The organism is Intrasporangium oryzae NRRL B-24470 (genome assembly GCF_000576595.1).
Classification (GTDB): Bacteria; Actinomycetota; Actinomycetes; order Actinomycetales; family Dermatophilaceae; genus Intrasporangium_C; species Intrasporangium_C oryzae.
Window position 1 is genome coordinate 19,126 of the sequence record NZ_AWSA01000015.1, and the last position, 14,037, is coordinate 33,162.

The 14,037-nt window shown below is 69.4% G+C and carries 15 protein-coding genes; 11 read left to right on the plus strand and 4 right to left on the minus strand.

Annotated features, from left to right (window positions below):
- Positions 1-37 precede the first annotated feature (37 nt).
- The 4 genes from N865_RS08610 (at position 38) to N865_RS08625 (ending at position 3,455) form a co-directional block, all read left to right on the plus strand.
- Positions 38-679, plus strand: coding sequence for a TetR/AcrR family transcriptional regulator (locus N865_RS08610; protein ID WP_034804214.1), 642 nt, complete (start codon positions 38-40; stop codon positions 677-679).
- Positions 680-1,148: 469 nt separating this feature from the next.
- The gene (locus tag N865_RS08615) at positions 1,149-1,592 is read left to right on the plus strand and encodes a hypothetical protein (RefSeq protein WP_034804218.1); all 444 of its coding nucleotides are present in this window, start codon (positions 1,149-1,151) and stop codon (positions 1,590-1,592) included.
- A gap of 258 nt (positions 1,593-1,850) precedes the next feature.
- Complete coding sequence (locus N865_RS08620; RefSeq protein WP_034804221.1) at positions 1,851-2,279, plus strand: DUF1003 domain-containing protein; 429 nt, start codon at positions 1,851-1,853, stop codon at positions 2,277-2,279.
- A gap of 237 nt (positions 2,280-2,516) precedes the next feature.
- Positions 2,517-3,455, plus strand: coding sequence for a diacylglycerol/lipid kinase family protein (locus tag N865_RS08625; protein WP_245603715.1), 939 nt, complete (start codon positions 2,517-2,519; stop codon positions 3,453-3,455).
- A gap of 149 nt (positions 3,456-3,604) precedes the next feature.
- On the opposite strand, the gene N865_RS08630 is transcribed toward N865_RS08625, so the two are convergent.
- A complete protein-coding gene (locus N865_RS08630) occupies positions 3,605-5,575 on the minus strand; it encodes an acyl-CoA dehydrogenase family protein (RefSeq protein WP_034804225.1) in 1,971 nt (656 codons plus the stop codon).
- Positions 5,576-5,990: 415 nt separating this feature from the next.
- On the opposite strand from N865_RS08630, the gene N865_RS08635 reads away from it, so the two are divergent.
- On the plus strand, positions 5,991-6,536 hold the full coding sequence (locus tag N865_RS08635; protein ID WP_245603711.1) for a hypothetical protein: 546 nt from the start codon (positions 5,991-5,993) through the stop codon (positions 6,534-6,536).
- A 676-nt stretch (positions 6,537-7,212) separates the two neighbouring features.
- Here the strand turns inward: N865_RS08635 and N865_RS08640 are convergent.
- Entirely contained in the window at positions 7,213-7,662 is a 450-nt protein-coding gene (locus tag N865_RS08640) for a hypothetical protein (protein ID WP_157557626.1), read from the minus strand.
- A gap of 141 nt (positions 7,663-7,803) precedes the next feature.
- Positions 7,804-8,229, minus strand: coding sequence for a DUF6966 domain-containing protein (locus tag N865_RS23910; protein ID WP_407636750.1), 426 nt, complete (start codon positions 8,227-8,229; stop codon positions 7,804-7,806).
- A gap of 351 nt (positions 8,230-8,580) precedes the next feature.
- Here N865_RS23910 and N865_RS08650 point away from each other — a divergent pair, with 351 nt between their 5' ends.
- From N865_RS08650 to N865_RS08675, 6 genes are all read left to right on the plus strand, one after another.
- Positions 8,581-9,120, plus strand: coding sequence for an RNA polymerase sigma factor (locus tag N865_RS08650; protein ID WP_211244882.1), 540 nt, complete (start codon positions 8,581-8,583; stop codon positions 9,118-9,120).
- A complete protein-coding gene (locus tag N865_RS08655; RefSeq protein ID WP_051510368.1) occupies positions 9,117-9,980 on the plus strand; it encodes a zf-HC2 domain-containing protein in 864 nt (287 codons plus the stop codon). The genes N865_RS08650 and N865_RS08655 overlap by 4 nt, the downstream gene beginning before the upstream one ends.
- Positions 9,977-10,843 carry an ABC transporter ATP-binding protein gene (locus N865_RS08660; protein ID WP_034804236.1) on the plus strand — a complete coding sequence of 289 codons (867 nt, stop codon included), beginning with the start codon at positions 9,977-9,979 and terminating at the stop codon, positions 10,841-10,843. The genes N865_RS08655 and N865_RS08660 overlap by 4 nt, the downstream gene beginning before the upstream one ends.
- Positions 10,840-11,406 (plus strand): hypothetical protein, encoded by a 567-nt coding sequence (locus N865_RS08665; protein ID WP_157557627.1) that lies wholly within the window; start codon positions 10,840-10,842, stop codon positions 11,404-11,406. The genes N865_RS08660 and N865_RS08665 overlap by 4 nt, the downstream gene beginning before the upstream one ends.
- A complete protein-coding gene (locus N865_RS08670; RefSeq protein ID WP_034804244.1) occupies positions 11,403-12,308 on the plus strand; it encodes a hypothetical protein in 906 nt (301 codons plus the stop codon). Before N865_RS08665 ends, N865_RS08670 begins: the two co-directional genes overlap by 4 nt.
- A gap of 104 nt (positions 12,309-12,412) precedes the next feature.
- On the plus strand, positions 12,413-12,844 hold the full coding sequence (locus tag N865_RS08675) for an SRPBCC family protein (RefSeq protein ID WP_034804247.1): 432 nt from the start codon (positions 12,413-12,415) through the stop codon (positions 12,842-12,844).
- Between the two features lie 205 nt (positions 12,845-13,049).
- On the opposite strand, the gene N865_RS08680 is transcribed toward N865_RS08675, so the two are convergent.
- Positions 13,050-14,036 (minus strand): LLM class flavin-dependent oxidoreductase, encoded by a 987-nt coding sequence (locus tag N865_RS08680; RefSeq protein ID WP_034804250.1) that lies wholly within the window; start codon positions 14,034-14,036, stop codon positions 13,050-13,052.
- Position 14,037 lies beyond the last annotated feature (1 nt).

The window sequence follows — 14,037 nt, forward strand, 5'->3', positions numbered from 1 at the left end:
AGACTCCAAGAGCGTTCGAGCGGGAGCGGAGTCCGGCATGACCGGTCAGGCGACAGGGGCACCGAGCCGCGTCGACCGCCGGAAGCAGCGCACACGCAGCGCGCTCCTGAGGGCTGCACGTCAACTGCTCGCCGACGGCAGGACGAACGTGAGCATCCAGGAGATCACCGACTCGGCCGACGTGGGCTTCGGAAGCTTCTACAACCACTTCGAGAGCAAGGACGAGCTCTTCGAGGCCGCGGTGACCCAGACGCTGCAGGCGTACGTCGACCTACGGGACGCCGTGGTGGCGGGACACGACGACCCCGCGGAGATCTTCACGGTGAGCTTCCGGATGACCGGCCGACTCCAGCGGCTGCATCCCGAGCTCGTGCGCGTGCTGCTCAACACCGGGCCGCGGATCCTCGTCCACGACGCCGGACTCGCACCAAGAGCCCGGCAGGACATCGCAGCCGCGAAGGATGCCGGTCGCTTCGACGTCGACAACGTCGACCTCGCGCTCATGGCCGCCGGTGGTGCCATGCTCGGACTGCTCCAGCTCCTGGAGTCCCAGCCCGAGGCAGACGCCGCGACCCTGACCGATCAGATGACCTTCTCGGTACTTCGAATGTTCGGGATGACCAAGCGGGAGGCAACCAGGCTCTGCAGCCGCCCGCTGCCGCCCCAGCCCGACCTTTGATCGGTCTCCACGCCGCCTGAGCCGGCCTTGACCACATGACCGCACCGGGCGAGAGCTCGCGGGACTGATCGACAGGGGTGTCGATTCCGGTCGACCGAAGGAACATCCATCCCCGCGACCTGAACCTGTTCGGATGGCCGCTCAGATGCCCTCTGCGAGTCCGTCAGAGCGACCTAGGAGCACAGCGTGGACTCGACTCGCGGACCGACGCTGAGCCAGGTGAAGCAACCGGGCGGGTCGGGAATCTCATGGTGTGACCCCGCCCGAGGCGGAACGCAGTCGTCGGCGACCCGCGCACTCCTCCGGGGGGTCTCCCACAACGCGGCCGACCGCCCAGAGGCAACTGACCGAGGATCGGGTCACAGCATCGCGCAATCGTTGACTTCGTGCAGTACTGACGATATCGTCAGTACTGCACGAAGTACCCAGTGGCCCACATCGGGCCAGAATTCATCGAAGGTGGTAACTCATGACACAGCACACGAACTTCTCCTCGCGGCTGGACGATCTGCAGCAGCGGGTCGCGGCGGCCAAGTCGGCGGTGCAGACGGCCGCGACCGAGTCCGAGGCACAGCTCAGGGAGCGGATCACCCGGGCACAAGACGACCTGGACCGGTCGGTCCAGAACGCTCGGCAGGAGGCCTCGGAGGCCGCCGAAGGCGCTCGGGGGAAGTGGGCTCAGCTGAAGGCGGATGCCGCGGCCAAGAGGAGTGACGTCAAGGCAGACATGGACAAGCGATCCCGGCACATGGACGCCAAGGTTGCTGCGAACGACGCAGCCTGGGCAGAAGGTGACGCGGCCGACGCCCTCGACTTCGCCGACTGGGCCGTCGAGAATGCCCAGCTGGCGATCCTCGACGCCGTCCACGCGCGCGCCTACGCCGACAAGCTCATCGCCGCAGACAACGCGTAGTCCCCTCGGGGCTGGTGGCAGCCAGCCCCATCTCATCACAGTAGACGCGCCGCCGCGGGCAGGACTCGTCGTGTGCCCTCCGCTCGGCACCACCCAGAAGCGAGACTGATCGCGGTGGCGACGTTCGCTGACATGGGTCTCCTCCACGGCAGCGAGGGGCCGGACAGGCCCGCACTCGGCGCCACGCAGTACCGCGCGAGGCCGTCATCTCAAACGCCTCGGGCCGGCTCGCGTCGCGCACCGGGCAGAGGAACAGAAGTGAGAACACACCAGCCGGAACCGGCCAACCCTGCGCTGCTGCAGCATCTCCGGGAGCGCAGCAAGCGCCGCGAGAACCGGGTTGCCGACCAGATCACACGATTCGCCGGTTCCATGAAGTTCGTGTACATCCATGCCATCTGGTTCACCTTGTGGATCGCACTTGGCCTCGAGGACTATCCGTTCGGACTGCTGACGATGATCGTGTCGCTGGAGGCCATCTTCCTGTCGACATTCGTGATGATCAGCCAGAACCGCGCCGACGAGAAGCGTCAGGTGATCGCGGACGAAGCCTGGCGTACGGTCCAGCAGGAGGAGGAGCAGAACGAGAGGCTGCTCCTCCTGGCCAACGAGATCCTGGATCTGACCAGGGAGATCCACGCGACGCGGTCTTCAGCCGTTCCGGCGACTCGCCCGCCAGCTCAGTGACGCCTGCGGCACCTCAGCCGCCTGGAGGCTGGCCGCCTCCTGGCTTGCGACCGGCTCGACCATGGAGCCTGCGGGTGACGGCAAGGGCAACGCTCGGAATCATGGACGCTGTCCTGGGCCTGTATCCAAGGCGTCCTCGGGCGTAACGTCACCACGGAGCACGACCAGCAGAGCCACGATGACGGGAGCAATGACATGAACCGTCCACGGCCTCCCGGGCGGCGGCGCTCGACGCTGATGAACAGCGGCTGGCGTCCGGTCGATCCACCTCGACGCCCTGTGCTGCTCGTCAATCCGAGGTCTGGTGACGGTGCTGCGGCGCGCAACCGGGTCCTCGACCGAGCACGTGAGCGCGGAGTCGAAGCAGTGACCCTCGGCTCCGGCGACGATCTGAGGACACGCGCCCTGGAGGTCGCGGCCCGGGGCGCAGATGCGCTCGGGATGGCGGGCGGCGACGGATCGCTCGCAGAGGTGGCTGCAGTCGCCTCGGCGTGGGGGCTGCCCTTCGTCTGCATCCCAGTCGGGACGCGCAACCATTTTGCGCTGGACCTCGGTGTGGACCGGCAAGACGTGCCCGGGTCTCTGGATGCGTTCACTGATGGCGTGGAGCGCCTGATCGACGTGGGCGAAGTGAACGGTCGGATCTTCCTGAACAACGTCTCCCTCGGCCTCTACGGGGAGGCAGTCAGGCAGGCAAGCTACCGCGACACGAAGGTCCGCACCCTGGCGGAAACGGCGCGCAGGGTGCTTGGCCCAAGTGGGCGAATCCCTTCTCTGCGCGTCACCGACGACACCGGGCGAGAGCATGCACGGCTTGCTGTGCTGCTGATCTCCAACAATCCGTACGCGTTGAACGGTCCCGGCCTTGGCACCCGTCCGACGCTCGCGAGCGGTCGACTGGGGATCCTGGCGCTCGACGCACCAGAGGAGAGGCAACACGCCCCGGGGCGGGCTTGGAGCGCTCCCCACGTGCAGGTCCAAGCGGCAGGGACTGTGCATGCCGGCATCGACGGCGAGGCGGTCGAGCTCGTTGCCCCGCTGGAGTTCGCCGTCCGCCCAGCGGCGCTGCGGGTCCGGATCTCCGCGCGCCACCCCGGTAGCTCGCCGTCAGCGCGGGTCCAGTCACCCACATCACGTCGCGGCAAGGCGCAACACCTCCCCCCGGTCGCCGACTAGTCTGCAGTGGCTCACGCCGGGCCTCCTGTGCGTATCGGTAGGCCCCTTCGGCATCGCGTACGGACCAGGCGGATCCGGGAGGAGCCGAAGTGCACCGGAGGTGGCGGCTCCCCTCGCGCAGCGCAGTGAGGACGACTCACTGCGCGACGTCACCGGAGGGGGCGCCGGACCGACTCCACCTCGCTGGGCCCGGGCGACCACGCGGCGATCCACGGTCCGGTACCCTCGCTCGGGTCGAGCACGCCATCCTCGAGCCAGGTGTAGTCGCCGGCCAGCACCCTCCGCGCCAGCCGCGAGTCGGTGGCATCGGTGTTGGTCCAGAGGGCGGCGAACAGTGTCTCCACGCGCAGACGGCTCTGGTCGCAGAACGCGTCGGCGAGCTGGTATGCGTGCCGTCCGCGCGCGTCGTCGTCGTCGACGCGCAGCATCTCGGCCCGGCTGCACGCGGCCGTCATGGCGAACAGCTCGGCGCCGATGTCCACGAGCCGGCCGAGGAACACCTGCCGGTACTCCAGCTTCGCCTGCCAGCGGGACATGCCGTAGAACGTGTGTCGTGCCAGCTTGCGACTGGACCGCTCCACGAACCGCAGGTGCTCGGCGAGAGGCCCGAACTCGGCGTACGATGCCCGCGCGGAGCCGCGGCCGACCACGAGGTGGGGCAGCCATTTTGCGTAGAACCCACTGGCTCCCACCGCGGCCCGCGCCTTGTCCTGGAACGTCGCGTCTTTGTCCGCCAGCGCGCCGGCCGCCTTGAGGTGGGCGTCGACCGCCTCCCGAGCGATGAGCAGACGCATGATCTCGCTCGAGCCCTCGAAGATGCGGTTGATCCGCGCGTCGCGCAGCATTTGCTCGGCGGGCACGGCTCGCTCGCCGCGGGCGCGCAGGGACTCGGCGGTCTCATACCCTCGACCTCCACGGATCTGCACGAGCTCGTCGGAGATCTTCCACGCCATCTCGCTCGCCCACAGCTTGGCGATTGCGGCCTCGATCCGGATGTCCTTGCTGCCCGCGTCGGCAAGCTGCGCCGACAGCTCCAGCACCGACTCCAGGGCGTACGTCGTGGCGGCGATGAAGGCGATCTTCTCGGCGACGGCGTCGTGCTCTCCGATCGGGCGGCCCCACTGCACCCGCTCGGAGGACCACTCGCGCGCAATCTTCAGCGCCCACTTGCCCGCCGCCGCGCACATTGCGGGGATGGCCAGCCGCCCCGCGTTGAGGGTGGTGAGCGCGATCTTGAGGCCGTCGCCCTCATTGCCCAGCCGGTTCTCGGCGGGGACCCGCACCTGGTGGAACCGGGTCACACCGTTCTCGATCCCCTTGAGCCCCATGAAGGAGTTGCGCCGCTCGACGGTGATCCCCGGGGAGCTGCCCTCGACGACGAACGCGGTGATCCCTCCCTTCCTGCCCTCACGTGCGGGCACTCGCGCGATGACCACGAGCAGATCGGCCACGACGCCGTTGGTGGTCCACAACTTCACGCCGTCGAGCTGGTATGCCGCGCCGTCCGCCGTGGGGATGGCTGTGGTTGCCAAACGGGCCGGGTCAGATCCCACGTCAGGCTCGGTGAGCAGGAACGCGGAGATGGCGCCCGCGGCGCAACGGGGCAGGAACGCCTCCTTCTGCTCGGAGGTGCCGACGAGCTTGACGGGCTCCGGGACGCCGATCGACTGGTGGGCCGACAGCAGCGCGCCGATGCTCGGGTGGGCGGAGCTAGCAAGCATCAGCGCCTTGCCGTAGGACGACGTGGTCAGACCGAGCCCGCCGTACTCGCGCGGGATCTTCATGCCGAAGGCGCCCACGTCTGCCAGGGCCTTGACGTCCTCATCAGGAATCTGTTCCTCGCGCTCGATGCGGGCGCCGTCGATGTGGTCGCACACCTCACGCATCCGGATCAGGAACTCGTCACCGCGGGCGTCGTCGGCAGGGTCGGCCCGGGGATGGGGGTGGACAAGGTCGAGGTCGAAGCGGCCGAGGTAGAGGCCCCTGGCGAAGCTCGGTCGCTCCCACCCCTTCTCACGCGCCGCCTCGACGACCGCGCGGGACTCCCGCTCCGTGGAGTCGACACGACGGGTGCGGTCGGCTCGCTCGGTGGACGGGTTCTCCCTGACGTCACTGCTCATTGGACTCGCCTCCAATATCCAGTGTTACCTCTGGGTAGCCGGAGCGAAAGCGCAAGGGGCCGACCTTTCGAAACCCCCAAGTGGTCCAGCACGCAAACTGCACCGACTCAGCGAGCGGTCCTGGCAGATCACGCGTAAACATGCAGATTCACCCGGCTCGCGGCGAAAGGCCGCACTTCGCCGTTCAGCTCAACCCACATCTGCAGACGGCCGACATCAGCCGGCGCATGATGGGCCCATGCCCAACGAGCCGTCGACGGAACCCGAGCCAGGGCCACCTCGTGGCACCGGTACCGGACAGATGGGTGTCGCCGCGGCGTCCGAGACGTACGGGTGGCCTCTGATCGCCCTCGTCGTGGTCATCCTTCCGCAGGTTCTGGTGCCGGCGAGAATGCGTGAAGGACCCCCGGTCGCCGTGCCCGCGATCGAGGCGGCGGTGGTCCTGATCCTCCTCGCTGTGGCTGCGAAGCCGGGACCGGTCCCACGGGCTGCTCGTCCCCTGGTCCTGACGCTCGTCGCCGTCTTGATCGTCGCGAACACCGGCGCCGCGGTCAGGCTCGTGGCACTCGTCCTGCGAAGCACGCCCGAAGGTGAGACGCCTCCCACCGTGACACAGCTACTGGTCACGGCCGTCACCCTGCTGGCCACGAACATCGTGACCTTCGGGCTGCTCTACTGGCAGATCGACGGCGGCGGCCCCGACGCGCGCCGGGTCGGCGCCGCGCCCTATCCCGACTTCCAGTTCCCCCAAACCGACAACGAGGGACTGGCGCCCCCCGACTGGCAGCCACGATTCCCAGACCACCTCTACCTGGCGTTCACCAACGTGGTCGCGTTCAGCCCCACCGACACGCTCCCACTGACCCATCGCGCCAAAGGACTGATGGCGATCCAATCGATGATCTCCCTGGCCGTTCTCGTCGTGGTGCTGTCCCGGGTGATCAACATCCTCCCGCCGTAGGCACTTCGCCACAGATCACCGTCGAATTCCCGCCGCAGCGCGGCCCAATCACACCGACGCATCGAACCGCGACCTTTGCTCAGGGTCGTCCTTCCGCGGGACAACTCAGCCTGGTACGGCGATGACGGCCCGCTACAAGCCCGGCTGACGCTCGGCTGACCTGCGCCCGCTCGTGTACACGCTCGCCGACCTCGACGCTTCTGCGCCGAACCGGTCTTGCTCGACATCCTCGAAAGCGGCATCACGGTTGCCGGAGAGCGGTCTTGGTCCCAGCGCCAGGTGCGCCCCCGAGAGCGAGGTAGTTCATGGGCACTCGAACCTGCCGCCCGGATGAGCGCCGCGGGCGGCTGGCCAAGGTGGATTCCGCCGATGACGTAGGGCTGCTGGACGACAACGACCAGCTTCGCGACGCCGTACTCACGCCCAACGTCCGCGCGGGCGTCGCCGCCTCCGATGTGATCTGCAGCGCACGCCTTGGGCTGCACGCCAACAGGGACAATCAAGCCACGGCCGTGCCCCTGCTGAAGGATGCAGACACGGCCTCGCACCGACACCCTGCCACGCTCGGGCTGAAGACCAAGGCCGGTACAGCCACGCCGCAGCAAGCGCCGCCGACGTCAAGAAGGGCGGCTCTGACGCTGGCGGGCTTATGCGCACCCACACCCATCTCGCGCAGTCAGCCGACCACGGGCTTGCCGAGCGCCTGGGCCAGAGCCTGCATGGCGCGATCAAAAGCTGGCCGCGCTGCAGGTCCGAACATGTATGCCGTCAGCACCCTGAGGTCCCGCACGGAGCCGTCCACCATCTGGAGGCGCGGGACAAGGCGTGGGACGGGCGGCACTGTGGGCGCTCGGCTCTCGACCACCGCGAGGCTAACGACGCTCGATGCTGCGATCCGGTTGCGTCCGCGCACAGCCGGAACGATCACGCCGTCCGCACCGAAGCCGACCCACAGCCGCGACGCCACCAGCAGGGCGATGGGGACACCCACGAACACGAGAAGCGGCCCGACTGGAGGGCCGGGAAAGCCCCACACAAGGGCGCCTGCAAACGCCATCCCGGCAGCCATCACGACAAGCGTCAGGGCCCAGAAGGACCAGATGCGTCGACCAAGAACCAAAGTCACGGGCGGAGTCTGGCACACGAACGCCTCGCCACGGCGCGCCGACGTCGCCCACTCAGCATCACGTTCGAAAGCCAGAAGTGCCAAGCCGAAGGGCGTAGTGATACGGGCGCACCCGATCAACCGACCCGCCGACCCGACGCTTCACTGTCCGCGCGCCTCCGGGCTCCCAGCTCGTAGGGCCCCAAGAAGGTCCCACATCTCCGAACGCAGACGCGCGAAGTCAGCGTTGACAACGCCAATCTCAGATTCGTCGATGCGGTGACCGTTGACCGGATGGATGACCAGGTCGTTGAGGCTTCCCATCCCGCCGAACGCGCCTAGAAGGTCCAAGCCCTCCCCGCCCCCCGACAGCCGATGCAGGTGACCAGCCAGAGCGCGAGCCCAATGATCCTCGCCGTGTGCCCGCAGGAGGGCGATTGCCTCGGCCAGGACTCCTTGCAGCGCCCTGCCAGTACGAGACGGGTCGACCGCGTGCATGGCCGCAGCGTAGGCCGCGGACCTACTTGAGGGCATCCTGACATGAGCGGAAGGAAGTGCCGCGCAGGTACCCGCAGCGTCAAGAACCATCGCAAACCACTTGTCTGGTGCTGTACGAGAACCATTGCAGCACAGGCACTTCCGAGCGACATTCACACCGTCGGACTCTGACGGGGGTGTCGCGGGTGGCGTCGAGGTCACCACGGACAGACCCGCCTCGGCCAGGCGCGGGTGAGCACGGCATACGACCTGTCTCTGTTCGGCCGCGCGCTGACGCCGTCGTCGACCTTTACTGGGCGGGGCCGGGTTGTCTCCGAATTGGGCTTGCTGCGACGCGGGGATCCCCCAAGTAGTCCATTTGGCCAAAGGCCCGCAGCCCTTCCGCCACGATGTCGAGACAGCGGTGTGAACCGATCAGACGACTCGATGGCACAAGGAGACGTGACACTCGACCAAGGGTCTCCCACGGACCAGGACCTCCTTGCGCAGATCGCCGAGGGCGACCGCGGGGCGCTCCACACGCTCTTCACCCGGCACCAGCCGTGGCTGGCCGCTCGGGTGAGACGGCGGTGCGCCGACCCGGCGATCGTCAGTGAGGTCCTCAACGACACCTTCCTCGTGGTCTGGCAGCACCCTCGCCGTTACAAGGGGGACGGCGAGGTGGCTGCCTGGCTCTGGGGGATCGCCATCCGCACGCTGCTGCACCGGCTGCGACCGAGGAAGTCGGTCTTCGAGCGGCTGGTCCACGCCCGCCAGGAGCACCAGCCCTCCGCCGAGGAGGCAGTCCTGCTCCAGGTCGAGCACAGCGACGTCGGGACCGCGTTGCAGCGGCTCTCGCCCGAGCTCCTCGCCGTCGTGCAGGCCACCGTCATCGACGGCCTGTCCACGCGCGAGGCAGCAGCACTGCTCGGCATCCCGAGCGGAACCGTCAAGAGCCGGATGAGCCGAGCCCGGCTCGAGCTGAGGGAGGCCCTGCGATGACCGGACCCCGCACACCCCGCACCCCGTGGCACGTCGACGACCAGATCCTCGCCGCATACGCGGCAGGCACGACGCCACCCGTCCTCTCCGCCTCGGTCGAGGCGCACGTGCTCGGCTGCGCCGACTGCAGGCAACGACTCGGCGACGACGCGGACCCGCAAGGGCTCGACGAGGCCTGGGAGCGGCTGGCGAGCGCCATCGACCGGCCCTCCCCCGGCATCCTCGGCCGGCTGGGCTCGGTGCACGGGTCCATCCGGTCGACGATCGCCACCCCCGCGATGGTCCTCGCCGCGCTCAGCGCGGTGGCCCTCGTCGTGCTCGCGCCCTTGACCGCCGCGGCAGTCACCGGGGACGCCGGGCTGCTGGCGCTGCTCGTCATCGCCCCTCTTGCGCCGGTCGCTGCTGTCGCCCTCGCCTACCGCGTCCAGGCGGACCCCGCCGGGGAGATCAGCCTGGCGACTCCCGCCGCAGGACTCCGCCTCGTCGCGCTCCGGGCCGTCGTCGTCTCCGTCGCTGCCCTCGTCGCAACGATGGTGACCCTGCTCCTCGTCGACCTGTGGGTCGACCTTACGGCCGCGATGGTGCTCGCGTGGTTCCTTCCCGGGGTGGCCCTCTCGGCCGTGGTGCTGCTCGCCTGCACCACCCGGCTCGACCCGCTCCGCGTGGCGGGCGCGCTCGGCCTCGTCTGGGCCGCCGCCGTCGTCACCGGCTCGACAGCAGGCCGCCGGGTGCGGCCCGAGGTCGTCCTCGACATCATCGCCAGCCCTGCCCTGCAGACCGCGGCCCTAGTCATCGCGACCGCCGCTGTGCTCCTGACCGTCGCCCGTCGCGACACCGTCTCCTACCGGAGGACCGCATGACCACCAACACGTCGACCACGACGACCACCGCGACCATCGAGGCCGACGGCCTGGTCAAGCGCTACGGCAGCACACCGGCCGTCGACGGCGTGACCCTCTCCGCGGGGCGCGGGATCATCGGCCTGCTCGGCCCGAACGGAGCCGGTAAGACGACCCTGCTGCGGATGGTCGCGACCGTGCTCGCGCCCGATGCCGGCCGCCTACGGATGCTCGGGCTCGACCCCGCGGACCCTGCCCAGCGCACCGACATCCGCCGACAGCTCGGCTACCTGCCGCAGTCCCCCGGCCTCTACCCCGGCTTCACGCCGTTCGACCTCGTCGACTACGTGGCCGTGCTCAAGGAGCACACCGACCGGGACTGGCGCCACGAGGAGTCGCGCCGGGTCCTCGAGTCCGTGGGGCTGGCTGACGTCATGCACCGGAAGATCCGCAAGCTCTCCGGCGGGATGAAGCAGCGCGTCGCACTCGCCGCCGCCATGGTCGGCAGTCCACAGCTGCTCGTCCTCGACGAACCGGCCAACGGGCTCGACCCGGACCAGCGCCTTCGTCTCCGCTCGCTGAAGACCGAGTCGTCGACGGTGCTCATGTCGACGCACAACATCTCCGAGGTCGGTGCGCTCTGCCAGAGCGTCTACGTGATGTTCGACGGGCGGATCCGGTTCGCCGGGACGCCGGCGGAGCTGGCCGGGCTCGCGGCCGGACAGGTGTGGGAGGACGCCAGCCAGGACCCACGCGCCATCCGCAGCTGGATCACGGCCACCGGCGCCTACCGCCACCTCGGCGAGCCGCCGTCCGGTGCGCAGGTCGTCGACCCCACGCTGGACGACGGCTACCTCCTGCTGGCCCGTCGGGAGCAGTCGTGAGCACCACCGCCCCCGCGTGGGTGGCCCCAACCGCGCGAGCCGTGCCGTGGCAGCCACTGGCCGGAGTCGCGGTGTGTCTGCTCGGGGTCGTCGTGCTCGCCGCCGTCCGCGGCCGCTGGCCCGTGGGCGTGCTCGACGTCGCCGCGGCGGGCACTGCTGCCGCTGTCGTCGCCGGACTGCGCGACCCCGCCGCGAACCTGTTGAGCGCCATGCCGACCTCCGCCGCACGCCGCCAGGCCCGACGCCTGATGCTCCTCGTCCCGGCGGGGTTGGGCCTGTGGCTCGCCTACCTGGCCGCTGCCAACCTCGTGAGCCGCGGCGTCGGCTGGCCCCTCGGCCCCGCCGTAGCCCTGGTCGCGACCGGCTGCGCCGTGGCCGCTTGGACACCCGAGCGTTTCGCCGTCGAAGCGGGCGTCGCCGCCCCACTCGGCTGGATGGCCCTCGCCCGGGCCTGGAGCGGGCTGCACGACTCCGTGACCCCGGTCCTCACGGCATACCAGAGCCATCCGTGGGTCGTGACCGCCGTGGCCTCGGCCGCGCTGTTGATGGGAAGAAGCCGATGAGCACCACCACGACGACCAGGCCCCGTGGGGCCGACACGGCCCACCGGCCGTTCACGACCCTGGCCCGCCTCGAGGGGCGCCGGATGCTCCGGCACCCGGCTCCCTGGATCGGCATCCTGCTGTGGCTGGCGGCGAACTACGCCGCTCTCGCCAGTGCGCCCTCGTGGTCGAGTGCCCAGTACCAGGGCCTGCAGTCCTCCGCGGCGTTCCTCGCGGCCGGTGTCTCGATCGCCGCCGCGTATGCCGCCGGGCGCGACCGTCTCCGACTGGCCGAGGACGCCCCCATGAGGGCGGAGGACCGCGCTGCCGCACGGTTGGTCGGCGGCCTCGGACTCGTAGCCCTCGTGGCAGTCGTCGTCGCCGTGGGCGCTCTCTGGCTGCGGTGGACCGGTGGCGTCGCCATGGGCGCCGAGCCGGGCCGCACCCTCCACGCCCACTTCACCCTGCCCGAGCTCCTCCACCCCGTCGCCCTGGCCGCCTTCGCGGTCGCGGCTGGAGCCGCCGCCGCGCGGCTCCTGCGACATCCGCTGGCCGGCTCCATCGCGGTGTCCGTGCTGTGGTTCGTCGCCGGCCCGGCCTACTGGACGCTCAACGGTCCCGTGCTGCGGCTGTTCGCGCCGCTCATGGTCCAGCCCTACAACATCGAGGTCGCACCGGCCGCCACCGACCCGCTTACCCTGCCCTCGACCTGGCTCCTCGAGGGCCCGGGGCCGTTCCAGCCCTACTGGGCCCGGCTCGTCATCGTGCCCGAGCTCGGCGCGTGGCACGACCTCTACCTCGTGGCCGTCACCCTGCTCGCGGCCGCCGTCGCCCTGCCCGGGCGGTACCGCCGGCCCCTCCTCGCCGCCGGAGCCGTGCTCGCCGTCGTCACGGTGCTGCTCCAGGCTCGGGTCTCCCCCTGACGACGTGCGTGTGTCACCGGCCGTCTCCGACCAAGAAGCCTCCCCAACGGCAGGTGCCGCTGGAAGGATGTGGAGAGTCGAGACCTCGGGTGGAGGAGAATCCCATGCCCAGCGCAAGCCGCACCATCAGCATCGACCGCCCCGTCGAAGAAGTCTTCGCCTTCTTCACCACGCCTTCGAACGATCCGAAATGGCGCCCGCACGTCAAGGAGATCAACGCCCTCGGACCGCCCGCCACGGGCTCCAGGATTCACCAGGTGGTCCAAGGACCCGGCGGTCGCGGCATTCCGGCCGACATCCAGGTGACAGCCTACGAGCCACCAAACCGTTACGCCTTCAAAGCGATCGCCGGCCCGGTTCGGCCCGAAGGCGAGTTCCGAATGACCGCTGCCGGGGAAACCACAGAAGTGACCCTGTCGCTCAACGCCGACCTCGGGGGCCTCAAGAAGCTTGCGCTCTCCCGCTCGGTTCAGAAGGCCATGGAGGGCGAAGTAGGAGGACTCGACGCCGCCAAACGCCTCTTGGAAGGGCACTGACCGCAGGCGGAAGGGGCGACATCAGGTCGACGGGCCGGCTCTTCCTCGGCGTGGACGACCGAACCGGCCTCGCCGCCCGGACGCCTGAGATCTCAGGACGCGCGGGGGTCGGGTCGCGCGCGAACGCGAGCCCAGCGGCATACCAAGGGGGTCGAATGCCGCTGGGCTCGCTCGCAGCGGGCGCGCGGCCCGCGGGCGGCTCCGGTCAGGACGCCTCGACCTTCGGCATGATCTCCTCCTTGAGGCGCTTGAGGTCGTCGAGGGTCTTCGAGACCGGCACGTCGGCGAACGGAGGCCACAGCAGCGGCATCGTCAGCCCGGCCTCCTGGTAGCGCTTCAGCATGTCGGTGATCTGGTCGGCCGTGCCGACGAGGATGTTGGACACCTTGCCGTTGTCGGTCTGGTCGACCTTCTCGTCGGTGATCGTGAACCAGATCATGCTGCACATGTCGAGGTCGTCGATCGACTTGCCGAGCTCCTCGAGCTCCCGCGCGATGGCGGTCCGCCACTCGGTCAGCTCGCGCGGGGTGTCCTGGATGCCGATCCAGCCTGCGAGGCCGTACTTGGCGACGCGGTCGGCCGACCGCTTCGGGTCGCGCAGGCCGCTGAAGTAGATCGGCGGGTGGGGCTTCTGCAGCGGCTGGTGGCCGAAGCCGCAGCGGTCGAAGTCGGCGAACTCGCCGTGGTACTCGAAGATCTCGTTGGTCCAGATGCCCTTGCAGATCTCGATCGTCTCGCGCACGTGGGCGTGGCGCCGCGGGAAGAGGTGCGTCGCGCTGGCTGCGGCGAACTCCTCGGGCATCCACCCGGCCCCGATGCCGACGTTGAGGCGGCCGTTGGAGAGGTGGTCGATCGTCGCGCACTCGGCCGCGAAGACACCTGGGGACCGGTACGGCGTGTCGGTGATGCTCATGCCGATGCGGACCTTCTCGGTGCGCGCAGCGAGCCACGGCAGGATGGGCCAGCCCTGGAACCACTTGCCCGTCGACGCGACCGGCAGCTGCGTCGGGAACTCCTTCATCATGCCGAAGGAGTACTGGAGCTCTCCGCGGTCGGAGGCCTCGGGCACGACGATGCGGTCGAGGGTCCAGACGGAGTCGAAGTCCAGCTCCTCGGCCAGGTCGGTGAGGTCGGCGAGCTCCTGGACGGTGACGTGGTTGCGGAAGGTGGGGAGGTAGAGGGCGAGCTTCATC

Bases quoted from the DNA above. Each gene is read 5' to 3' on its own strand.
- N865_RS08670 (WP_034804244.1), top strand. From the start codon at position 11,403: ATGAGCACCACCACGACGACCAGGCCCCGTGGGGCCGACACGGCCCAC.
- N865_RS08610 (WP_034804214.1), top strand. From the start codon at position 38: ATGACCGGTCAGGCGACAGGGGCACCGAGCCGCGTCGACCGCCGGAAG.
- N865_RS23910 (WP_407636750.1), bottom strand. From the start codon at position 8,229: ATGGTTCTTGACGCTGCGGGTACCTGCGCGGCACTTCCTTCCGCTCAT.
- N865_RS08625 (WP_245603715.1), top strand. From the start codon at position 2,517: ATGAACAGCGGCTGGCGTCCGGTCGATCCACCTCGACGCCCTGTGCTG.
- N865_RS08660 (WP_034804236.1), top strand. From the start codon at position 9,977: ATGACCACCAACACGTCGACCACGACGACCACCGCGACCATCGAGGCC.
- N865_RS08615 (WP_034804218.1), top strand. From the start codon at position 1,149: ATGACACAGCACACGAACTTCTCCTCGCGGCTGGACGATCTGCAGCAG.
- N865_RS08655 (WP_051510368.1), top strand. From the start codon at position 9,117: ATGACCGGACCCCGCACACCCCGCACCCCGTGGCACGTCGACGACCAG.
- N865_RS08630 (WP_034804225.1), bottom strand. From the start codon at position 5,575: ATGAGCAGTGACGTCAGGGAGAACCCGTCCACCGAGCGAGCCGACCGC.
- N865_RS08675 (WP_034804247.1), top strand. From the start codon at position 12,413: ATGCCCAGCGCAAGCCGCACCATCAGCATCGACCGCCCCGTCGAAGAA.
- N865_RS08680 (WP_034804250.1), bottom strand. From the start codon at position 14,036: ATGAAGCTCGCCCTCTACCTCCCCACCTTCCGCAACCACGTCACCGTC.